Source organism: Defluviitalea raffinosedens, assembly GCF_016908775.1.
GTDB classification, from domain to species: Bacteria; Bacillota; Clostridia; order Lachnospirales; family Defluviitaleaceae; genus Defluviitalea; species Defluviitalea raffinosedens.
This window is the reverse complement of sequence record NZ_JAFBEP010000002.1, coordinates 179,759-202,201: the sequence shown is the minus strand read 5'-3', so window position 1 is coordinate 202,201 and position 22,443 is coordinate 179,759. Positions and strand designations below refer to the sequence as shown.

The 22,443-nt window shown below is 35.5% G+C and carries 20 protein-coding genes and 8 tRNA genes; 21 read left to right on the top strand and 7 right to left on the bottom strand.

Features of this window, described 5'->3' with window-relative positions; translation table 11 throughout:
• Window positions 1–34 precede the first annotated feature (34 nt).
• Entirely contained in the window at window positions 35–208 is a 174-nt protein-coding gene (locus tag JOD07_RS02895) for a hypothetical protein (RefSeq protein ID WP_158741313.1), read from the bottom strand.
• Between the two features lie 199 nt (window positions 209–407).
• On the opposite strand from JOD07_RS02895, the gene JOD07_RS02890 reads away from it, so the two are divergent.
• The 12 genes from JOD07_RS02890 (at window position 408) to JOD07_RS02835 (ending at window position 5,812) form a co-directional block, all read left to right on the top strand.
• A complete protein-coding gene (locus JOD07_RS02890; protein WP_204612099.1) occupies window positions 408–2,636 on the top strand; it encodes an N-acetylmuramoyl-L-alanine amidase family protein in 2,229 nt (742 codons plus the stop codon).
• Window positions 2,637–2,828: 192 nt separating this feature from the next.
• Window positions 2,829–3,290: a GerMN domain-containing protein gene (locus JOD07_RS02885; protein ID WP_204612097.1), complete on the top strand. Its 462-nt coding sequence runs from the start codon at window positions 2,829–2,831 to the stop codon at window positions 3,288–3,290.
• On the top strand, window positions 3,257–4,006 hold the full coding sequence (gene rph / locus JOD07_RS02880) for a ribonuclease PH (RefSeq protein WP_158741316.1): 750 nt from the start codon (window positions 3,257–3,259) through the stop codon (window positions 4,004–4,006). The genes JOD07_RS02885 and rph overlap by 34 nt, the downstream gene beginning before the upstream one ends.
• Window positions 4,003–4,608, top strand: coding sequence for an XTP/dITP diphosphatase (locus tag JOD07_RS02875; protein ID WP_158741317.1), 606 nt, complete (start codon window positions 4,003–4,005; stop codon window positions 4,606–4,608). Before rph ends, JOD07_RS02875 begins: the two co-directional genes overlap by 4 nt.
• A complete protein-coding gene (locus JOD07_RS02870; protein ID WP_204612087.1) occupies window positions 4,609–5,127 on the top strand; it encodes a metallophosphoesterase family protein in 519 nt (172 codons plus the stop codon).
• Window positions 5,128–5,193: 66 nt separating this feature from the next.
• A tRNA-Pro gene (locus tag JOD07_RS02865) sits at window positions 5,194–5,271 on the top strand.
• 3 nt (window positions 5,272–5,274) lie between these two features.
• Window positions 5,275–5,348, top strand: a tRNA-Gly gene (locus JOD07_RS02860).
• A gap of 6 nt (window positions 5,349–5,354) precedes the next feature.
• Window positions 5,355–5,431: transfer RNA gene (locus JOD07_RS02855), tRNA-Arg, on the top strand.
• Between the two features lie 25 nt (window positions 5,432–5,456).
• A tRNA-His gene (locus tag JOD07_RS02850) sits at window positions 5,457–5,530 on the top strand.
• A gap of 12 nt (window positions 5,531–5,542) precedes the next feature.
• A tRNA-Gln gene (locus JOD07_RS02845) sits at window positions 5,543–5,617 on the top strand.
• A 17-nt stretch (window positions 5,618–5,634) separates the two neighbouring features.
• Window positions 5,635–5,707, top strand: a tRNA-Lys gene (locus JOD07_RS02840).
• 24 nt (window positions 5,708–5,731) lie between these two features.
• Window positions 5,732–5,812 (top strand) — tRNA-Leu (locus JOD07_RS02835).
• 39 nt (window positions 5,813–5,851) lie between these two features.
• Here the strand turns inward: JOD07_RS02835 and JOD07_RS02830 are convergent.
• Complete coding sequence (locus JOD07_RS02830; RefSeq protein WP_158741319.1) at window positions 5,852–6,310, bottom strand: CYTH domain-containing protein; 459 nt, start codon at window positions 6,308–6,310, stop codon at window positions 5,852–5,854.
• A gap of 228 nt (window positions 6,311–6,538) precedes the next feature.
• Here JOD07_RS02830 and JOD07_RS02825 point away from each other — a divergent pair, with 228 nt between their 5' ends.
• From JOD07_RS02825 to JOD07_RS02805, 5 genes are all read left to right on the top strand, one after another.
• Entirely contained in the window at window positions 6,539–8,377 is a 1,839-nt protein-coding gene (locus tag JOD07_RS02825) for a peptide ABC transporter substrate-binding protein (protein WP_158741320.1), read from the top strand.
• 97 nt (window positions 8,378–8,474) lie between these two features.
• Window positions 8,475–9,404 (top strand): ABC transporter permease, encoded by a 930-nt coding sequence (locus JOD07_RS02820; protein WP_204612086.1) that lies wholly within the window; start codon window positions 8,475–8,477, stop codon window positions 9,402–9,404.
• On the top strand, window positions 9,405–10,691 hold the full coding sequence (locus JOD07_RS02815) for an ABC transporter permease (RefSeq protein WP_158741322.1): 1,287 nt from the start codon (window positions 9,405–9,407) through the stop codon (window positions 10,689–10,691).
• Between the two features lie 12 nt (window positions 10,692–10,703).
• On the top strand, window positions 10,704–11,744 hold the full coding sequence (locus tag JOD07_RS02810) for an ABC transporter ATP-binding protein (protein WP_158741323.1): 1,041 nt from the start codon (window positions 10,704–10,706) through the stop codon (window positions 11,742–11,744).
• Between the two features lie 2 nt (window positions 11,745–11,746).
• Window positions 11,747–12,733, top strand: coding sequence for an ABC transporter ATP-binding protein (locus JOD07_RS02805; RefSeq protein WP_158741324.1), 987 nt, complete (start codon window positions 11,747–11,749; stop codon window positions 12,731–12,733).
• A 52-nt stretch (window positions 12,734–12,785) separates the two neighbouring features.
• Here JOD07_RS02805 and JOD07_RS02800 read toward each other — a convergent pair whose 3' ends face one another.
• Window positions 12,786–13,226 (bottom strand): hypothetical protein, encoded by a 441-nt coding sequence (locus JOD07_RS02800; protein ID WP_158741325.1) that lies wholly within the window; start codon window positions 13,224–13,226, stop codon window positions 12,786–12,788.
• A 182-nt stretch (window positions 13,227–13,408) separates the two neighbouring features.
• Between JOD07_RS02800 and JOD07_RS02795 the strand changes: the two genes are divergently transcribed.
• The gene (locus tag JOD07_RS02795; RefSeq protein ID WP_158741326.1) at window positions 13,409–13,624 is read left to right on the top strand and encodes an alpha/beta-type small acid-soluble spore protein; all 216 of its coding nucleotides are present in this window, start codon (window positions 13,409–13,411) and stop codon (window positions 13,622–13,624) included.
• Between the two features lie 215 nt (window positions 13,625–13,839).
• Here the strand turns inward: JOD07_RS02795 and JOD07_RS02790 are convergent, their stop codons facing one another.
• The 4 genes from JOD07_RS02790 to JOD07_RS02775 form a co-directional block, all read right to left on the bottom strand.
• A complete protein-coding gene (locus tag JOD07_RS02790; RefSeq protein WP_204612084.1) occupies window positions 13,840–14,205 on the bottom strand; it encodes a VOC family protein in 366 nt (121 codons plus the stop codon).
• A 282-nt stretch (window positions 14,206–14,487) separates the two neighbouring features.
• Window positions 14,488–15,768, bottom strand: a complete 1,281-nt coding sequence (locus tag JOD07_RS02785) for a methyl-accepting chemotaxis protein (RefSeq protein WP_204612082.1) — start codon at window positions 15,766–15,768, stop codon at window positions 14,488–14,490.
• A 103-nt stretch (window positions 15,769–15,871) separates the two neighbouring features.
• Window positions 15,872–16,012 (bottom strand): hypothetical protein, encoded by a 141-nt coding sequence (locus JOD07_RS02780; RefSeq protein WP_158741329.1) that lies wholly within the window; start codon window positions 16,010–16,012, stop codon window positions 15,872–15,874.
• A 283-nt stretch (window positions 16,013–16,295) separates the two neighbouring features.
• Window positions 16,296–16,367: transfer RNA gene (locus JOD07_RS02775), tRNA-Gly, on the bottom strand.
• A gap of 261 nt (window positions 16,368–16,628) precedes the next feature.
• On the opposite strand from JOD07_RS02775, the gene JOD07_RS02770 reads away from it, so the two are divergent.
• The 3 genes from JOD07_RS02770 to JOD07_RS02760 all read left to right on the top strand — a co-directional run bounded on the left by JOD07_RS02770 (window position 16,629) and on the right by JOD07_RS02760 (window position 22,433).
• Window positions 16,629–19,553 carry a GH36-type glycosyl hydrolase domain-containing protein gene (locus JOD07_RS02770; RefSeq protein ID WP_204612080.1) on the top strand — a complete coding sequence of 975 codons (2,925 nt, stop codon included), beginning with the start codon at window positions 16,629–16,631 and terminating at the stop codon, window positions 19,551–19,553.
• 122 nt (window positions 19,554–19,675) lie between these two features.
• Window positions 19,676–20,746 carry a response regulator transcription factor gene (locus JOD07_RS15780; protein WP_158740119.1) on the top strand — a complete coding sequence of 357 codons (1,071 nt, stop codon included), beginning with the start codon at window positions 19,676–19,678 and terminating at the stop codon, window positions 20,744–20,746.
• Window positions 20,718–22,433, top strand: a complete 1,716-nt coding sequence (locus JOD07_RS02760; protein WP_204612071.1) for a sensor histidine kinase — start codon at window positions 20,718–20,720, stop codon at window positions 22,431–22,433. The genes JOD07_RS15780 and JOD07_RS02760 overlap by 29 nt, the downstream gene beginning before the upstream one ends.
• Window positions 22,434–22,443: the final 10 nt, after the last annotated feature.

The following is a 22,443-nucleotide window of genomic DNA, read 5'->3' as shown; positions in this document are numbered from 1 at the left end:
TAAAGGAACAGATGATCTTCAATCTGTTCCTTTTTTATTTAAGATATTCTTTGGGATGGGAGTATTCTTCCTTAAGAGAAGTCTCAAAATAAGGACAATCAATTGAGAAATCGTCATCAATGCATTGAGATACACTGGTTGTTCTGTCCAATGTACATTTTCCATCGAGCTGATGACGGCATTGATGCGTGCAATTTATATCACTCATATGAGACACCTCCCCATATAGTTTGCCCAGAAAAGAGAGAAAAAAATTCGACAAAGATTACTTGGAAATATTTAAATATTACAAGATTATTTCAAATTACTGATATGCTTTTATCAACCATCAAATTCTGATATAATTTTTATATGGTAAAATCAGTATGACAATTAAGGAAGACTAAAAAGAGTATGGAGGTAGAATAATGAAGTTTTTCAGATATATAACGTTTATATTAGGATTGGCATTTTTCTTAAATTTATCAATGGTACATAATGTTTATGCAGACGCATTGGCGTTGAATTATGATGGGCAACTTCATATCTATAACGAAGCGCCCATTAAATTAATTGTAAAAGGAAAAGAAGTCCAATCGGTGATGCCTCCCATTATTTTTAATGGAAATACACTGGTACCTACCAGAGAAGTTTTTGAGGCAATGAATGCTGTTGTAGAATGGAAAGCTGCAGCAAAAGAAGTTTATATTGGCATGGATGATACATTGGTCATTCTTAAGATCAACAGCAATCAGGCCTGGGTGAATGGGGAAAGTAAGAATATTCCCATGCCACCCAAAATTATTAATGATAAAGTTATGATCCCAGTTCGATTTGTTGCTGAAACAATAGGATTTAATGTGCAATGGTCGGAAGCTGCCCGGGAAATAAAGATTGATGCGCCTCAAAATGGCGGGGAAAATCAAAATGTTGGCAATCAGGCAGGAAATAAAACAGATGAGAATAAATCAGAAAACAAAGTAGATGTTCAAGAGCCAGGGTATACAATTCCTTCAACGAATGTTTCGAATCTTCCGACTCAGTTGGCATTCAACCCAATCATTTTGGAGTCTGATGAAGATATAGCTGATACTTCACCAGCTCTTCCAATTACGAGTGTTTCCAATCCTACGACCGATATCGTGGCTGTTAAAGCCTTAGATGCGTCCAGTGGATTATATCAGTTTAAAATATCGGCAAGTTCGCCCATTACTTCAATTGAAGATATGCTTTTAGACAATAGTAGAATAGTTGTAGATATTATCAATGCAAACTTAAAGGTTTCGGACACCAATATAGAAGTATCCAACAACCCCTTTGTTAAATCTATAAGGTCCAGTCAATACAGTTCCAATCCGAAAACTGTAAGAGTAGTATTTGATTTAAAGACTCCAGCATCTTACGATATCACTATGGCATCTGACAGAATGAGTGTCATTGTGCAACTTAGGAAGTCCATCATAAAGAAAGTAGAATTAAGCCAAAATACAAGCGGAGATCTATTGACGATCTACGGCAATACAAGTCCTGCGGCTAATGTATTCCGCCTGACCAATCCCAACAGGCTAGTCATCGATCTTCCTTATTCGGAAGCAGCTTTACAATCCATTGAAAAATCTGTACAAGGTCAATATGTAACGGGAATCAGAACAGCGCAGTATGATTCCAATACCTATAGAATTGTACTGGATTTAAACGGGCAGCCAGAGTACATCCTATCTCAAGTGGGAAGTGACGGGATATCGGTTCAAATTCTTACCCCAACCTATAAAAATATCCAGTACAGTAATGGAGACAGTACGTTGGTTCTGTTAAAGAAACCTTCACAGGCTTTCAACATTAACAGCATTGTTCATAAAGATGATTACATTAATAAAGTGTATAAGCTTATTTTGCCTGGAGATTATTCTTCGACATATGGTTATGGTACTTTCCATATAGGGGATGGCAAAATCGATTCCATTCAGATTGGGAAAAACAGCGAAGGGAAAACAGAACTTACTTTTAATGAAAAAAGTATTTTTTCATATAATGTGAGTGAGAATTCAGAATACATTATCATTTCCATTGTGAAGCCAAGCCAAAAGTATAGAAAGATTATTGTTTTAGATGCAGGCCATGGCGGAAAAGATCCGGGAGCTTCAGGGAATGGAGTTATTGAAAAAGAAGCCAATTTGTCTATTGCTTTGAAGCTTAATGAACTGCTTAAAAATACGGACATCAAAGTATATACAACCAGAACCGCCGACACCTATCCAACGCTTCAGGAGAGAGCTGCACTGGCAAATGAGGTAGAGGCAGATATATTCTTAAGTATTCATAATAACTCATTTAACGGCCAACACAGAGGAACTGAAGTCTTATATTTCCCAACCAGCAATGATCAAGGACCTGGACTGACGGGGAAGAAAATGGCGCAGATTTTCCAAAATGCCTTGGTAAAAAAACTGGGAACAAAGGATCGAGGAATTAAAGCACGTTCAGAACTTTATGTACTTAAAAATACAAAAATGCCTGCAGTGATCACAGAAATTGCTTTCGTGGATCATAAGGAAGATGCAGCACTTCTTAAATCTGATGATTTCAGGCAAAAAACTGCTCAGGCGCTTTACGAAGCCATTTTAACAATTTTTGAACAATATCCTACGAACAGATAAGAGGGGAGCCTTTCGGGGCCCCTATTTTTTTATTGTATCAGACAAAAATGATGTAAATTATTTTCTAAAAATGAAATTTAAATTTGGTAAAAAATATGATAGTATAGTATTATGTAGAAAAGGCACAATGAAAACAGCTTGTACTTACCTACCTTATGGTATAAAATGGTAAATAATAAGGAGGTAGGTACAATGAGTGAATCAACGTATTTTTTTATTTTGCTCTTTATGGGGCTAATGTTTGTTTCACCGGCCTTTTCACAGCAAATTTCATCCCATCAGATTAATATTGTAAAGGAAAAAAAGGTGGAAGAATTATTTGCAGAACTTTTAGGGGATACTTCTAAAGAAGACAAAATTATTCCGGAAGGAACAAAGCTCCTTAGTTATTCACTTGAAGACCATCATTTAATTTTGGACTTCTCAGAAGAAATCAAAAACTATGGTGGAACTTTAAGAGAGCAGTGGATTGTATCCCAAATTTTATCCACAGGTTTTTCAATGCCAGAAGTAAATTATATTACAGTGCTTATTGAAGGACAAAAAGATTATTTTCCAGAGGGAACTATAATAGATGCGTACAAAAAAGAGGATTGGCTAGAAGAAAGGATGAAAAATGAATGGAAAGAGTTGACAAAAGAGAATACGGGATGATAAGACCTGTAAAAATTACACGTAATTATATTAAATATCCGGAAGGATCTGTACTTATAGAGATGGGAGAAACAAAGGTGATCTGTAATGCCAGCGTAGAAGACAGAGTTCCACCTTTTAAAAAAGGCACAGGAGAAGGTTGGGTTACTGCAGAATATTCGATGCTGCCAAGAGCAACTGAAACCAGAAATCAAAGAGATATTAATAAACTTAGAATGAACAACCGCTCTGTAGAAATTCAAAGATTGATCGGACGTGCTTTACGTTCTGTGGTAGATTTTAAAGCATTGGGTGAAAGGACAATTACACTGGATTGTGATGTCATCCAGGCGGATGGAGGAACGAGAACAGCCTCAATCACAGGAAGTTTTGTGGCTTTGGCAGATGCCTGTTATCATCTTTTACAAAAAGAAATGATTAAAGAGATGCCTATTAAAAATTTTGTTTCTGCCATTAGTGTAGGGGTTGTAGAAGGAACGCCTCTGCTAGATTTATGTTACGAAGAAGATAGTCGTGCAGAAGTAGACATGAATATAGTCATGACGGACAAAGGAGAATATATAGAGGTACAGGGAACAGGAGAAAAATATCCCTTTTCTTATGAAATGCTTAACAATTTGCTTGAATTAGGCAATAAAGGGACCAGAGAACTCATTGAAAAGCAAAAAGAAGCATTGGGTGAAATTGCTAATATTATCGGGGGAAGTAATGAATGAGAAGAATTATATTTGCAACAAAGAACAAAGGGAAAATTCTGGAAATCAATGAAATTATGAAGGATTTGAATATAGAAGTTGTATCTATGGAAGAAGCAGGCATAAATATTGACGTAGTAGAAGACGGAACTACTTTTGAAGAAAATGCCATTATTAAAGTGAAAGAGATCATGAAAATTACAGATGACATTGTTATGGCAGACGATTCAGGCCTTGAAATAGACTTTCTTAACAAAGCGCCGGGTGTTTATTCTGCTCGCTTTGAAGGAGAAAATACACCCTATGATATAAAAAATAAAAAGATTTTAGACATGTTATCAGGGGTTCCGGATGAGAAAAGAACGGCAAGGTTCGTATGTGTGATTGCAGCGGGATTTCCTGATGGAGAAATCATTACTACAAAAGGAACTGTAGAAGGACGAATAGGATATGAAATAAAAGGGGAAAATGGTTTTGGATATGATCCTATTTTCTATGTCCCGGAATATGATATGACAACAGCCCAGATGCCAAGAGATTTAAAAAATAAGATCAGTCACAGGGGAAAGGCATTGGAGCAAATGAAAAGGGAGCTAAAAAAGCGACTGGGGGAATTAGAATAAATGAAGCTTTTGATTTTCAGTGATACTCATCATGCTCTTTACGTTGCAAAAAGTGTTATCGAGAGAATTAAAGACAGAATGGACATGTTCATTCATTTGGGGGATCATGATTTGGATGCAGTAGAACTAAGCAAAGAGTTTCCTGATATTCCTGTTCATTATGTTGCAGGAAACTGTGATTTTGGTTCCTCCTCTCCAACGGAAAAGATTATCCGTGTCGGAGGCAAAAAAATATTAATGATTCATGGTCATAAGCATAATGTGAAATGGGGGTATGACAGAATAAGCTATTATGGAGAGGAAAAGGAAGTGGATGTAGTACTTTTCGGTCATACTCATATTCCTTTAATTGAATATAGCGGACGCGTTCTGATTTTCAATCCAGGAAGCATAAGCCAGCCCAGGGGGACTATAACCCCCACTTTTGGCATATTGGATATCGATCGTGATGGCAGAATAGAACCAGCTATAATGACCATTGGAAAAGACAAAGAGATCAACCGTTTAAAGATGGTCTGAAATTTTTTGAAAAAAAGTATTGACGAATAAAGGTGAATCAGATATAATAATCGATGTCAGTTGTCGCGGGGTGTGGCTCAGCTTGGCTAGAGCGCTTGATTTGGGATCAAGAGGTCGCAGGTTCGAATCCTGTCACCCCGACCATTTGCGGGTGTAGTTCAATGGTAGAACACCAGCCTTCCAAGCTGGATACGTGGGTTCGATTCCCATCACCCGCTCCATGATACGTGCCTGTAGCTCAGCAGGATAGAGCAGTGGCCTTCTAAGCCACGTGTCCGGGGTTCGAATCCCTGCAGGCACGCCATTATTTTTAAATAGGAATGGTTATGGTGGGTATAGCTCAGCTGGTTAGAGCGCCAGATTGTGGCTCTGGAGGCCGTGGGTTCGAATCCCACTATTCACCCTTAAGGAACGATGGGTAGTCGCCAAGCGGTAAGGCACAGGACTTTGACTCCTGCATGCGAAGGTTCGAATCCTTCCTACCCAGCCATTTTTTATGTCTTTTATGGGCTACTAGCTCAGCCGGTAGAGCACTGGACTTTTAATCCAGGTGTCCCGGGTTCGAGTCCCGGGTAGCTCATAATTCATTTAAAATTAAATATGAGCGGATGTGGCGGAATTGGCAGACGCACTAGACTTAGGATCTAGCGCCTTTGGCGTGGGGGTTCGACTCCCTTCATCCGCATTTAAAAATAAAACCATGACTTTTGTCATGGTTTTATTTTTATTCTTTTGGTACTCCATAAACAGCAATATTACTGTTTTTATACCTGCTGTCATGCGTCACATCTTTTCCAAACCAATGGGGAGGAACAAACTTTTCTGAATCCTTTTCTGATTTAAATTCCACTTCAACAGTAAATAGTCCTTCGAGATCTCCGTGGTAAATATCCAATTCTGCAATGAGACGATCTTCCAGGGGAATGTTGTATCGGGTTTTATAAATAGTAGCTGAATCTACTTTAGTCCAAAGATTTTCAAATTGTTCCCTGGTCAATGGAAATTCCAACTCTTCTCTTTTAAGATGTCCTTTGCTTTTAACTGTCAGGAAATACTCATCATTACTTTTTCTTAACCTGATTGTCGGATCAATTGAAATATATCCTTGTACAATCTCTCTTTTTTCAAACTTTTCAAGATTTTCTGGTAATTCATTAACTAGGTATTTTTTTTCAATTTCCATATTATAACCTCTTTTCTAAGCGAGCTACTTTTTAATTATATTATATTGTAAAATCCACGTTTTTTCAAAGTATTAAGCAAATTAATTTTATTTTTAGGAACCGACAAGATAAAGTGTAAATAATTGCAAATCGAAATATTTAAATTGCAAAATAAAAATTTTAGTGCTATACTATTCATGTTTTTAATTGCTTAATACTTTAATTAAAATATTTAAGGAGGCTATTCAATGAAACTAAAAAAACAATGGTCTATGTTCCTAGCTGTTGTTATGATTTTTGGTGTTGCATTAACAGCTTGCGGCACAAAAGATGAAACGCAAACAGTTGGTGAAGCAGGACAGCAGACAGAGCAAAACAGTGAATCCGCTTATGAGGGAGAGAAAGTATTAGATTACTACTTGTCTTCAGAACCTCAAACTTTGGATCCACAACAAATGTGGGGGCAACCAGATATACAGGTTGAAAATATGTTTATGGAAGGTTTAATGAGATTTGGTAAAGATGACTCTTCTCTTGAACCGGGGGTTGCCAAAGGTTATACCTATGATGAAGCAACCAACACTTATACTTTTGAACTTCGAGAAGATGCAAAATGGGCTGATGGAACTCCGATTACAGCCGATGATTTCTTCTTTGCATGGAGATTGGCAGTAGATACATCAGGAGCATACAGCTTCTTAATTGCTGATTATATCGAAGGCGCTGCTGACTATGCAGCATATGATAAGGCTGCTTTCTTAACAGAAAAAGATGCAAGCTTTGCAAATCTTAGTGAAGAAGATCAAGCCGCACGCATCGAAGCGATGACAGAAGAAGAATTAAATGCATTCCAGGCTAAAAAAGATGAGCTTTGGAGTAATGTAAAAGCTGTTGCAGAAGGAAATAATATTATAATTACCCTGGCAGTGCCAGCACCATATTTCCCTAACTTGACTGCATTTGCGGTATATGCACCTGTTAAAGAAGAATTCTACAATGAGCAAAATGCTGCAAGCAAATATGGTATCGAAGCAGAAGGACTTCTTGCTAACGGACCTTGGAAAATTGCAGAATGGGTTCATAAAGATTACTTTAAATTAGTTAAGAATGAAAATTACTGGAATAAAGATAACATTAATATTGATGTGATCAATATGAAAATAGTAAACGACGTAGAAACAAGAACAAACTTGTTAAAAACCGGAGCTTTAGATGGTTCTGCAATTCAATCAAAAGACGTACCTGATTTTGAAGATATGGCGACATTGGAACAATTAAATCTGCAAGCAATGATTAATCGTTCCGACTTTAGTATATTCTATATTGATTTCAACCATTTTGATAATCCAATTACACAAAATGCAAATATCCGTAAAGCATTAATGTATGCAATGGACAGAACATCTTTTGTTGAAAAAATTAATATTGGAGATGAACCAGCATTAGCAATTATTCCTGAAGCTTTCCCTGGTCTTGAAAAAACTTTCCGTGAAGAAAACGGAATAGAATTATTCGAAGATAACAATAAGGAAAAAGCTAAAGAATATTTAGCTGCAGGTCTTAAAGAATTAGGAATGAGTGAATTGCCAACCCTTGACTTACTCATCGGGGATGGAGACATTGACCAAAAAGTTGCTGAAAAGTTCCAGGCTGACTGGAAGGAAATCGGAATTAACGTAAACCTTGTTCCGCTTCCATGGGCAGAAAGATTAACAAGACTTCAAAACGGTGATTTTGGAATGAGTGCTTCCGGATGGGGCCCTGATTATCCTGATGCCATGACTTTCTTGGAATTGTTTGAATCAGTAAATCCAAACAATAACGGTAAATATAATAATCCTGAATACGACAAGTTAATTCAGGCAGCAAAGCAAGAAAAGGATGCAGCAACACGTATTCAATATCTGTATGATGCAGAGAAAATTGTTATAGAAGATGCTGTTATAGCACCAATGTACTACAGAAATGTTCATTTCACATTCAAAAACTATGTAACTGGTGTTGTAATCAGAGGAGTAGGAGCAACTACAGATTTCTATTGGACAGATATTGACATGAATGCAAAAAACGCAGAAAAGCAACAATAAATTAAGAAGCTATTAAAAACACTATAGAGAGAGGGGTATATGTGCATATACATATACCTCTCTTAGTATCAAGAAAGCTTAGGCAGGAGGTATAAGAGTGCTAAAGTATATTTTAAAACGGCTTTTGATGGCATTGGGAACGCTCTGGGTCATAGCAACTCTGACATTTTTTTTAATGCATGCACTTCCTAATGATCCATTTACTGATCCAAAATTAAAGCCGGAAGTCAAACAAGCATTAAGAGTAAAATATGGTTTAGATAAGTCCCTTTCCGAACAATATATTATTTATATGAAAAATATTGCCAAAGGAGACCTGGGAACATCTATAAAATATCCAGGCCGTTCTGTAACGGATATGATCAGACAAAGTTTCCCAAAATCTTTTGCGTTGGGATGGAGAGCTTTGATTATTGCTGTGGTCCTTGGTATCTTTTTGGGAGTCCTTGCAGCGCTTAATCATCAAAAAGCAATGGATTATTTGTCCATTATTATTGCAATCATCGGAGTATCCATACCCTCAATTATTTTAGGACCTATATTGGCTTATTTTTTTGGCGTTCAGTTAGGATGGTTCCCTGTAACTGTAGATAAAACTCAATGGTCACTTATTTTACCGTCTATTACCCTGGCATTAAGTTCTTTGGCTACAATATCAAGATTAATGCGTACAACTACTCTTGAAGTACTTGGGCAGGATTACATCAGTACGGCAAAATCCAAAGGGCTTTCAAAATATCAAACGGTATGGAAACATGTGCTAAGAAATGCCATTATGCCCGTTATTACTGTATTAGGGCCGTTATTTGCATCCCTTATTACAGGATCAATCGTTGTTGAAAAGATTTTCGCTGTAGCCGGATTGGGTGAATATTTCGTTTCTACAATTACGGAGCAGGATTATCCTATGATCATGGGTATTACTATTTTCTATGCCGCATTGATTATCCTTTCTATTTTAATAGTAGACATCGTCTATGGTTTTATAGATCCTAGACTTAGAATCGCAGGGAAAGGAGGAAAATAGATGACTGATATGAAATTAGATAAGAGTGATTTTACTCATGTAGGCAAAAATTTAAAGGCTGCCGGAGAAATCAAAAGACCGAGTTTATCCTATTGGAAGGATGCATACAGAAGGCTGAAAAACAATAAAGTGGCAATGGTCTCATTTTACGTTTTAATAATTTTAATCATTATGTCAATTGTAGGACCGATTATTTCAAAATCTTTATACGGGCATACCTATGATAAGCAAAACCTGGCAGAGCAGAATCAAACACCTATTATGAGCAACGCCAGAAGTATTACGCTTATATCCAATGATGTTTTTAAATATGGAGAATATGTGCCTAATTATCGTAAAAGTAAAGTTAAGTTTAAAAATGTTCAGCTTAAATCTGCCGGTAAATTAGGCTTTAAAATTGGAAACCAGGCAGATGAATCCTGGCAGGGAGATAAAAAAGAATATCAACTCGTTATAGATGTTGAGAATACAGATACATGGGCGAGTATTGTAGACAAGCTCAATGCTGAAGGTGAAAAATTGCTTGCACAGGATCCTGATTTCAGAGGGATAAAATTTGATAAAAAAGGTTCCAATTTAGTTGTAGAAACTAAGGGAGAAAAATGGTTTAATAAAACCCATTGGTTTGGGACGGACGAATTTGGAAGAGATCTGTTTACTCGATTATGGGAAGGCGGACGTATTTCCTTCTTTATTGCATTTATATCAGTGTTCATAACAGCTATTTTTGGAATCATTTATGGGGGAGTATCAGGATATATTGGGGGCAAAGTCGATGATCTCCTTATGCGTGTTGTTGAAATATTAATGACGGTACCGGATATGCTTTACACCATTTTGCTGCTTACAGTAATGGATCCGGGAATTAAACCGATCAGTATCGTATTAATTGTAACAGGATGGATGGGAACAGCCCGTATTGTCCGTGGAGAAGTGATGAGGCTTAAGCATTCGGAATATGTAATCGCTGCAAAAACCTTGGGAGCCGATTCTAAAAGAATTATTTTAAAACATCTTATTCCAAATACCATGGGACCTATTATTGTGGATATGACCATGATGATTCCTAAAATGATTTTTGCAGAAGCATTTTTAAGCTTTATCGGTCTTGGAGTGCCTGTGCCTTATGCATCTTGGGGATCTTTGGCAAACCAGGGGGCAAAGATTTTCAGACAATTTCCGCACCAATTGCTGGTTCCAGCCATTGCGATCAGTTTAACTATGTTTGCTTTTAATTTATTAGGGGACGGACTTAGGGATGCCCTTGATCCAAGACTTAGAAAATAGGAGGTGAGTCTCATGAAAAAAATATTAGAGGTTAAGAACTTAGAAGTTGTGTTCGATACCTATGCCGGCGAAGTTCAGGCGGTAAGGGATATTTCTTTTGATCTTTATGAAGGAGAAACTTTAGCGATTGTAGGAGAGTCCGGTTCAGGAAAATCTGTTACAGCGAAATCCTTAATGCGACTTAATCCTGAACCTCCTGTAAAATATAAAGGTGGACAAATTCTGTTTAACGGCAAAGATATTCTAAATACCAGTGAAAAAGAAATGCAAAAAATCAGAGGTAGCCAGATAGGAATGATTTTTCAGGATCCTATGACTTCTTTAAATCCGACGATGACTGTGGGAAAACAGATCATGGAAGGATTAAAAAGACACCAAAAGATAGATGGGGCGACAGCAAAAGAAAAAGCCTTAGAAATGCTTAAGTTGGTGCAAATCCCTAATCCAGAACAAAGATTTAATGAATACCCTCATCAATTTTCAGGAGGTATGAGACAAAGGGCAATGATTGCTATTGCTCTGGTATGTAATCCTCAGATTTTGATTGCGGATGAGCCTACTACAGCTTTAGACGTAACGATACAAGCTCAAATATTGGACTTAATGAGGGATCTGCAGAAAAAGATTAACACATCTATCATATTGATTACCCATGATTTGGGAGTTGTAGCCCATTCAGCCCAAAGAATCATCGTTATGTACGGAGGAAAGATTGTAGAAAGTGGTACAACAGATGAAATCTTCTATCATTCCAAACATCCTTATACATGGGGATTGTTAAAATCCGTACCACGCCTGGATCTTAGAAAAGAAAACGGAAAATTGGATTCTATCGAAGGTACACCTCCGGATTTATTAGCACCGCCGAAAGGATGCCCTTTTGCAGATCGATGCGAGCATGCAATGGAGATTTGCAGAAAACAGATGCCTCCGCAGTTTAAAACAGGAGAGAACCAATACTCTGCATGCTGGCTGAATCATGAACTGGCACCGAAGGTAGAGAATCCGACTGAAATAGCTAAAAAGTCTCCGGCCCAGGGAGGTGTAAAATAATAATGAAAAATAAAGAAAAGGAAGTCCTTATTAAAGTAAGAAATCTCAAGAAATATTTTGAAGTAGAAAAAGGCGTTTATCTTAAAGCAGTGGACGATATTTCTTTTGATATATATAAGGGTGAAACTCTTGGATTGGTTGGAGAATCAGGATGCGGTAAGTCCACGACAGGAAGAACTCTTCTTAATATTTATCCTGCCACAGAAGGAACCATAGAGTTTAAAGGACAAGATATTTCTAAGCTTAAAGGCAAAGCAGCAAAGGATTTTACAAAGAGTGCCCAAATGATTTTCCAGGATCCTTATGCTTCTTTAAATCCCAGAATGCTGGTTTCTAATATTATAGGAGAAGGTATTGATATTCATAACCTCTTAAAAGGGCAGGATAGGATCGATCGGATTCATGAGCTCCTTGAATTAGTAGGTTTAAATAAAGAGCACGCCAATCGATTTCCCCATGAATTTAGCGGAGGACAAAGGCAAAGAATAGGGATTGCAAGAGCTCTGGCAGTTAATCCTGAATTTATAGTATGTGATGAGCCGATTTCCGCATTGGATGTATCTATTCAGGCTCAGGTAGTAAACCTTTTGGAAGAGCTTCAGCAAAAGATGGGACTGACGTATCTTTTTATTGCACATGATCTGTCCATGGTAAGATATATTTCTGACAGGGTAGCGGTAATGTATTTAGGATCCATAGTAGAGTTAGCGGATAGTGATGAATTATATGAAAATCCAATTCATCCATACACTAAAGCACTTTTATCGGCTATTCCTATTCCAGACCCGGAGATTCAAAGAAAAAGAGAGAGAATTGTTTTACAAGGGGATGTTCCAAGCCCGATCAATCCTCCAAAAGGATGTAAATTTGTAGACAGATGTCCTATGGCAACAGAAAAATGCAGGGCTGAAAGACCTGCATTACAGGAAGTAAAACCGGGGCATTATGTTGCATGCCACCATTGGGAAAATAATGAGAAGCAGAATTAAAAAAAAGTGACTTGCCTTCATGATTTTGAGGTAAGTCACTTTTTTATCCTCTTTATTCCCAAATTTGAACAGGTATGTACTCAAATAAGGTTTTGATATTTTCAGAGGTTATTTCATTTATATTTGATTCTGCCATAGCATCCATTATTTTCTGTGGATTAAGCTGGTAAATATAGGCTATATCTTCAACGGTATAAACGTTTTTTGAGCCTCTTTGCAATTCTCTCCTTAAAAGTCCACATATGTAACTGCTGCCTTGAACCATGATCATAAAAAAAGAAGCAGGATTAATACTACTGATATTATATTTGAGCATTAAATCTTTTATCTCTTCTTCACTTATATTCAATAGCTCTGAGGTGGTGTGGATATTTAGTTTTTTTGGAGAAGTTTTTAGAAACAAATCGATTTTTTGAAGTTTTTCTTCGATATTTCTTTGATAGACTTGCAGAAATGTGTGCTTGCAGAATTGATTGGCTTGAGATGAATCCATTATTGTCTGTCCTCCTTGACCATAAAAGCAATAGTAGTGATTTCATTATATCAAACTTTATTCTGATTTTCATATGTAATAGTTGGTACAAAAGGGATTCAATCAATAACATAAATTTCCTGACAAAATATCTAATATTGTTTTACAAAAAGAGACATAATACTACTAGGGAGGTGAAAAAAATGGCTAAAAGCCCAAGCAGAAAAGCAGTTCCTCAAGCTAAAGCTGCTTTAGACCAATTCAAATATGAAGTTGCAAATGAAATTGGAGTACCTTTAAAACAAGGCTATAATGGTGACTTAACATCTGCTCAAGCTGGCTCTGTAGGCGGATATATGGTTAAAAAAATGATTGAAAAACAAGAACAACAAATGGCTGGCACAACTCCTGTTAAATAGGAAGCAAAAACTAAAAAGGGCTCTTCTTTGAAGAGTCCTTTTTATATTAAGTGTGAGACGGGATTCGAACCATGATCCTGTCCTACAAATACTGAAAAGAAAGGAATTCCATCCATTTCTTATTTTTTTGCTCACATAATAGTACACATAGTAAAGCTTTTTTCAAAATCAATGAGGCAAATTGGAACTTGGTGTTACATACTTATAGTGATCAATTAAACAAAAAGACACCAATATACCCCGAACTTATCAACTAGAGAGAACATACATGGGCTATAATCACATGGTCCAATAGGAACGTGAATAATTGCTTCGTCTTTCAACACCTCATAAGCTTTTTTGACATGAATTTCGCCTCCCTCCCCAAAATGAAAGCAAAACTGCATGTTATTTCCTTCGATTGGCTTTTCTGTAATCTCAGACACAGCTAATACCTGACCATGAACATTTAACTCGGAGTGCATATATCCACCTTTATCATCAGGATATAAGCAAAGAATTTCAGCGTTAAAAGCTTTTTGATAAAGATTCACTGCTTCAATGGTTCCTTTTACATATACTTGCATCAATGATCTTAACATATTGAATCCCCCCAACAAATTTACTTGTAAATTGTAAACTATAATACCATATTTACGAGATTAATTAAATTATTTCTTAAACGATACGTTAGATACTCACTTTGAAGAAAAAAGTACAATTCAATCACGGTGTATTCAGCTTATGTTTCAATTGAAAATCAAGGGATTAATTAAGCGTGAGACGGAATTCGGAGCTGATCAGTTCTTCGAAAATACTATTAAAAAACTCCGTGAATTAGGAAAGCTTATTTTCACGGAGCATTATTTGACAGTGTGTAAAGATCAGAGGCTAACACTCTTACTTAAATTTAGTAAATCATCAGCAGTATGATCAATTACGTTAAACGAAGATAGTATTTCTTGCATTACAGTTGATTGAACGGAGGTATCCGAAGCGATAGATTGAATTTGATTAAGTGACTTTGATGTAATTGATTTTGTATTGGAAATAATTTCGGAAATTTCACGTCCATATTTTGAGGTTTGATTACTGCTTTTTGTAATTTCTTGAATTTCCTGATTAGAAGTTTCTTGTAGTTTTTTTAATTTCTCAAAAGATCTTCCTACATTTTTAACTAAATCAATGCCTGATTTAATGGTTACAGAACTTTGGTCTATAGAATTTACTGACTTTGTAGTATCTTCTCGTATCTGACTTATGAGATTTGAAATATCTTTAGCTGCAGTTGATGATTTTTCTGCTAGTTGCTTAATTTCCCCAGCTACTACGGCAAAACCTTTACCATGTTCGCCAGCTCTTGCGGATTCAATGGCGGCATTGAGTGCCAGAAGATTGGTCTGTTCTGTAATACCTGTAATAATTTCCGTGATCCTTCCAATTTCTTCTGATCTAAGGCTTAAACTATTTATGATGTTTTTATTCTGCTTTGTAGACAATTCAATTTCTTCCATATAACTGATTGCCTGATTAATGATCTTTTCGTTTTCTTCTGTTGCTGCAGATGTATCTTGAGATATTTCAGATAATGTCTGAGTTTTAGTTGAGATGGATTCAAGAGCAACCGATATATTTGTAACAGTAGTATTGGCATTTTCTATGTATCGTAAATTCTGCTCGCACCCGATAGAAGCGTAATCAGCATTATGGTTAATATTCTCATTTGAAATGGTAGTTTGTTCGATTGCTTGTAAAAGTTGTTTTACAGAAGTTGATAGTGTTTCCGAAGCATTCTTAGAACGATTCATAATATCTTGTAATTGATTGATGTATACCAGAGATTGTTTTTCTGAATTTGTTAATTTATTAAGGATGTTTCTTGTCCTTTTAGCGATCCATATGAAAATTACGGCAAGGATGAAAGTTTCAATGAACTGACCTGCTGTAACAGCGATATAATTTCCAATTGGATCATCAGAATAAAACGGATTTGTTGTTATTCTAGGATAATTTGTGACAATAGTAATGATAATCTGTACGCCTGTTGCGAACAGAGTAAGTTTTTTATCAAAATAAATGCAACTTACTGCAATAGGCAGTATTAACGTTATGTAAACACCTACCTGGTTGTTTAGATTGAGTGCGCCTACAGTCACTCCAGACATGACAATCACATAATATTTTAAAAAACTGTTATTAACCCCCAGCTTTCTTAGTACAAAAGGAGAGACAGAACCTATAGTTCCAATCAGACAATATATGCTTAGCCTAATTTAGATCAAAAGGGAAGAGCCCTATCCATCCAAGGAAAATTAACGTAGGAAAAGCTATAGTTGTAAAAAGTAAAATATTGGTTGTAAATTTGTTTGCAATTTCATCACTTGTACTTATAAGGCCTTGTTTGATCATAGGCAGTCCCTCCAGAAGATAATGATTTTTAATATTTTAAGAAGTTATCAACATTATCCATTATACTATAACAAGCAAAACATTTCTATGAAATTTGACATTTTGCGACAAAGTTCTTATAAGTTTTGATATATGAAAACTAAAATTTTTAATCCCATATCAGGATGAAGAAACAAGAAAATTACATGATAAGGCTTTAACTTATAAAAACTGGTGTAATCAATCATAATACAAAAAAAAACGCAAATCCTTTAATTATAAGGATTTGCGTGTTTATATATTAAGCGCGAGACGGGATTCGAACCCGCGACCCTCGCCTTGGCAAGGCGATGCTCCACCACTGAGCCACTCGCGCATATTGACTTACTTATTCGTACATCATTCAAATGCAGATATAAGTATAATATAAACTTTACATTATGTCAATAGATGAATTTCAAAAATTTAATCATTAATGCTGTCCAGTAGTATTTTTATAAATTCATTATATTTGTAAACTTCCCCAATTGCGTAATATTATCATGGGTAATCGTAAATTTGTCTGGTTATTTTCATTATGAATATACGTTAAGATAAAATCAATTATTAAAATGTATAAAATACAGGGGGAAATACGATGGCCAAGGTACATGCAAGAAACATGATAGATGCTGCTAAATTATTAGCTTATGACTATTTTAAGGATCTGTTGGATTCAGAGAAAGCTTATGACTATCAGTTTATTAATTTACAGTTTACCAATGTAATTGTAATAGGAAGCTTTACTTATAAAATTCCGGCAATTAGTGAGATTTCTAAAAATGAGATCATTGGAGAATTCTTAAATTCCCTGTCCAAAGAAGAATCCCATTTCTTTCAAATAAATTGGAATGAAGAAACAATACATTATTATGTGTATTCTGATGGAAATGTTGCCAAAAGAGCATTAGATAAGGAAATTCAAATATTAATCCTGCAATTACTTTCAGATTATGAAACATGGGCTGGCTATCTTGATGAAAATGGGGACCATATTATGGATCTTAAAAAACCATCACCTGGACCTCATTTTTCTACGAATATGTTACTAGGAAACCGTATAGGATATCCTAACCCATTGCAAACGACTCCAAAATCAGTAATTGACCGATTTGGGGGAGGCAGTTTCAGAGCTCATGCGGCAACCCAGGTATTAGCAACAAGATGGGATATGTTACAGGAAGAGAACGGTTTTCCTGCCAACCGTCAATTCTATTTGGTTGAAGATGGAAAGCAGATTTTCTATTCTGCCAATGTCACCGATCAAAATATAAAATCAGCAAAGTGCAGACACTCCCAAAACTATACAGAGATCGAATATTATACAGAATGCGGATTGAAGATTACTAGAAGAATATTTATATTGCCTCAATACGAAGGACTGCCAGTGGCAACAGAAGTTCAGCGTATTACTATTAAAAATCAGTCCGATCAAGTAAGAAAATTAAGATTAGTTATGACTGGAATGCTGGGTTCACCAGTTCCTCAAGCATTTATGGAAGATGTAGTTTATTCTACAATCATCATGGAAGCAGGAGTTATACAGAATGAAAATGGGGACTTTTTAGCTTATGTGCCTCATTATTATCCTGAACCTTGTCAAAAAGATATACGATTCATGTCAGGAATGTTTTATGAAAAAGGAAATAAGTATTGTCCTGAAGAAATTGGAACCCATTATGGTGAATTTATTGGCAATGGTAATTTGCATTATCCTCAGGGATTAAAGAAATTATCCAATAAATTGAACACAAAGGGGCCTGGATTTATAGCATTGGGGAAAGAGTTTGAGATTAATTCTGGAGAAGAAGTTATTGCGGATCAGTATACAGGATTGATTTCTCAGTTCGGGGATAAAGTTTCATATGACATCATTTATAACCAAATTCAGGCGCTTCATAATAAATTTAGTGACAAAGATGTACTTGAAACAGCTTTTCAAGAACAGATGGACTGGTACAGGAGATACAAATCTTATTTAAGGATTGACTCAGATAATAAATTACTTAACGAGTATGTCAATAACAACTTGCCATTTCAGGTATTATATCAGACCTTTGTTTCAAGATCCTTTGATCTGACCCAGAAAGGTTACAGAGAAATTGGGTTCAGAGAGATCCAGGATATATATGCTTCCATGTATTATTTTATAGCTATGGGAAAAGAACAGCTCGTAAAAGAACTTTTGGCCGAATGGATTGAGAAAGTACTGGAAGCAGGATATTGTTATCATAATTTCTTCTGGGTTGGTAAAGAAGCTGGCAAATGGTCCGATGATGGATTATGGCTCATCCAGGCGGTATATCGATATGTTCAGTTTACTAAGGATATAAAATTCCTGAATGAATTACATCTTATCCCAGAAACAGGCGGGAAAAAACGAAGTGTTTACGATACCTTAAAAGCAATTATTCACTATTCCAGTAAAATATCCATAGGACAACACGGGTTGCCTTTAATTGATTATGCTGACTGGAATGATTGCTTAAAAGTGGACTCAGATTATTTATTGGGCAAGGATAAGGAGAATTTGACAGGCCCTATCGATCATTATTCAGAAAGTGTTATGAATGCTTTTCTGTTAAAAATAGCTATGCTTTATATGAAAGAACTGGCTTCACAAGTAAATGACCAGGAATATGAGTCAGAACTTGAAAAAAGCATTAATGATCTGAGCAATTCTCTTCAATTGCATGGCTGGAAAGAAGATTTTTATGCCCGGGTATTATTTAATCGCTATGGCAATGAAATCACTTATTTGGGTGCGAAAAACGATGGATTTTCCAATGATGAAAATATCGACGGAACATATTTTATTAATTCTTTCAGCTGGTCAATTATCTCAGAAGAAGCTACTGAATCTCAGATTGAAATTATGGTAGACCGAATTGAAAGATATTTAAAGAAACCTTTTGGATTTGCTCTCATGAGTCCTACAGATTTATCCAAGATATCAAAAGTTACAGCTACAGGGGAATATTTCCCGGGGGACAGGGAAAATGGAGGAATATTCAAACATGCGTCTATGATGGCTGCATTTGCTATGATTAAAGCAGCTAAGGAAGTGACGAATCCTGAATTAGCAGAGAGATTAAGAAATATGGCTTATTGGATGGTGGATAAAGTATTTCCTTATCATACATTGAATGATCCTTATGCACTTTGCGGTAATCCCAGATGGTGTACCCAATATATCAATAGCAATACCGGTGAGCATATAGGGCCTACGTTAAGCGGAACATCTACATGGCTCACTTTAACCCTGTTTGAAATGCTGGGCATAGAATATCGTGGTAACAAATTGCTTCTTAATCCTATGCTTGCAGAAGAAGTGGAGGTCATGAAATTTTCCATTAAATATTTGGACAGCCATTATTCCTTCAGTATTCATAAGCCCAAGGGGCTTTATCGTATAAAAGATTGTAAATACACTTTAATCATGGACCAACAAGTATTAGAAAATAATACAGTAGATTTAATAAATGATGGAAAACAGCATACCATCGAAATGAAGTTTGAATAATATGCTTAGCCATAGATTATTAGGGAAATTTAGTAATCTATGGCTTGTATTTGTTATAAAAATTATATAATTTAATATTATAAGAGTTTAATATTTCAGTATTAGAAAGGGGAGGCAGAAAGGTGTTTAATGTGCAGATCGTAGATGATGAACCTATCGTAAGAATTGGTTTAAAGAAACTTATACCCTGGGAAGAGTATGGGTTTAAAGTAGTTTGCGAGGCTCAAAATGGCGTTGAAGCTTTGGAACAACTCAATGAATACAAAATTGATCTTGTAATAACAGACATTGAAATGCCGATTATGAACGGTATAGATTATATTAAAAAAATCAATGAAAGAAAAGTAAAACCAGTTGTAGTCATTCTTACAGCTTATGCTGAATTTGAATATGCAAAGACAGCTATAAACTATGGGGTTTCAGGGTATATTTTAAAACCTATTGTTGAGAGCCAGATTTGTGAAACATTACAGCAGGTCAAAAAAAATCTTTCGATCACTGTGGACCGTAAATTTAATAGTGAATTGGATAATAAATTAATCGATACTGTATTGCTGACGGACCACAGCGCATTCCAAATCCTTGAATCTGTCATTGAAGAAGAAAATAGCTATGGTGAAAATGATCTGAATTATACTTGCTTCCGCTTTTTTTACATTCTTGAAACGATTATCAATCATATTAAAAAGAAATACATTAACTTAGATAAATTAGAAAATTTAGATATATATCTGAACTTGAAAAATAAACAATTTATAACGAAGGAAGATTTAATATCAGAATTTAAAGAGGAAATAACCAGGATTTTTAATATATTAGAGAAATATTACTTAATATATAAGGACAATATTGTACGACAGGCTTGCAACTATGTTATTGACCATATAGATGAAAAAATCAGTCTAACTATTGTAAGCAATGCATTAGGAATCAGTAAGAATTATTTCTGCAGTTTATTTAAACAGGAAACAGGAGAGAATTTCTTAAGCTACGTTACCAAAATGAAGATGCAGCGAGCCAAATATTTACTGAAAGAAAAGAATATGAGAATCTACGAAGTTTGCAACTATTTAGGATATGTTGACACTACTTACTTTACTAAATTATTTAAAAAGTACTGTGGCATGACACCACAAGAATATAAAAAATCTGAGTGTGAAAACTATGAATTTGTGGAGAAAAAAATTATCTAAAAAAGAGCATAATGTAACCATTACAAATGTATTAATAGGAAGCTATATCCGTTCAATGCTCTTTTCATTAATCATAGGGATTGTATTGTTTGTGGGCATAACAGGAATGGAAATGAGTTATAGACGTTCTCTGAGCAATGAACGGATTCTCAATATCGTAACCTACATTATTAATGATAAATTGGAAGATATAAGGCAATTTAGTGATGAACTTGTAATTGACGATGAACTGCAAAGTATTTTTAGAAAAAAATCAGACTTAAGAAGCAATTTATTGAGTAGTTTTCTTATGAAAAGGCTAGCTCAGTTAGGCGAGGTTTCTTCTATTCATGTTATATGGGAAGATGCTGTTGTGTCGGAATTTAAGTCTCCTGTTTATGGTTATGATAAATATGAAGTTGTAAGAAATTTGAAATTGAATTTTAAAGGAGATTATTGCTGGGAAATAGGAACGGACCATGTAAATACGGATGAAAATACATTTTACATCATCAGGAATGTAAAATCAAAGCTTGATATGAAGCATTTAGGGTATCTGGTGGTTTATCTGGACATCAATCAGCTACAACAGGATATAAAACATTATTTAGGAAATGAAGCAGAGATCATCGTTCAAAGTGCCCAGGGTGAAATCATTACTTTTCCTGGGGATTTGCCTGTTGAAAACGTCAAAAAAAGAGTAAATATCCTGAACAGAGGTGAAAACAGCTGGAAGTATTTATCAGGAAAATATAGCATAAAAGAATTGACAAATATCAACGGAATAATGCTTATAACTTCAAAACAGTCTATCTTTAGCCCCAATTTGGAATTTGCAATCATATTTATGCTTATTATTATAATAGATTTTACTATAATTGCTTCAAAAGTGTTGAAAAAAAGAGTCATAGGACCACTGGAAGAGATTGCTGCAAGAGCAAAAGAAATAGCCGAAAAAGAAAATTTGGACATGCAATTTCCTCAAGAAGAGTATTATTCTGAAGCGGACGATATTTCCAATGCCTTAAACGAAATGATGACTCAGATCAGAGGATTATTAGAAGATGTTAAGAAAAAAGAAAAATTGCAGCGGCAGCTGGAGTTATCCGTAATCAATCATCAAATCAAACCACATTTTTTGTATAACACTCTAAATGCTGCCAGTATTTTAGTTAGTGTTGAAGAGAAGGAGGCAGCAAGGCAACTGATCATGACCCTGGCAAGTTATTACCGGGCTTGTCTGAATCACGGCAATGATATTATTTCTTTAGAGGGTGAGCTTAATATTATAAAAGATTATGTTAAAATCGCTTTAATCAGAAACCCTAACATTGCCAAGTTAAGTTATGATATTGACGAAAGTTTATTGTCACTGCAAATTCCTAAAATGACAATACAGACACTGGTGGAGAATAGCATCAAATATGGAATTAAATCCATAGGGCAGCCGATTTCCATTTCAGTTTCAGCAAAAAAAGTCGAAGACCATGCAGAGATCATCGTAGAAGATGATGGGGTAGGAATGAGCAAAGATACAATAGAAAAAGTTATGAAAGGTGAAGAATTGGAAGTAAAATCTGGCTTTGGATTAAGATCTGTTTTGAATCGATTGGCACTGTTATATGAGATCAAAGATTACAGTAATATTATGAATATTCAATCTGAACCAAATAATTATACAAAAATTACATTAAAGTTAAAATTGTAAACCAAACAAA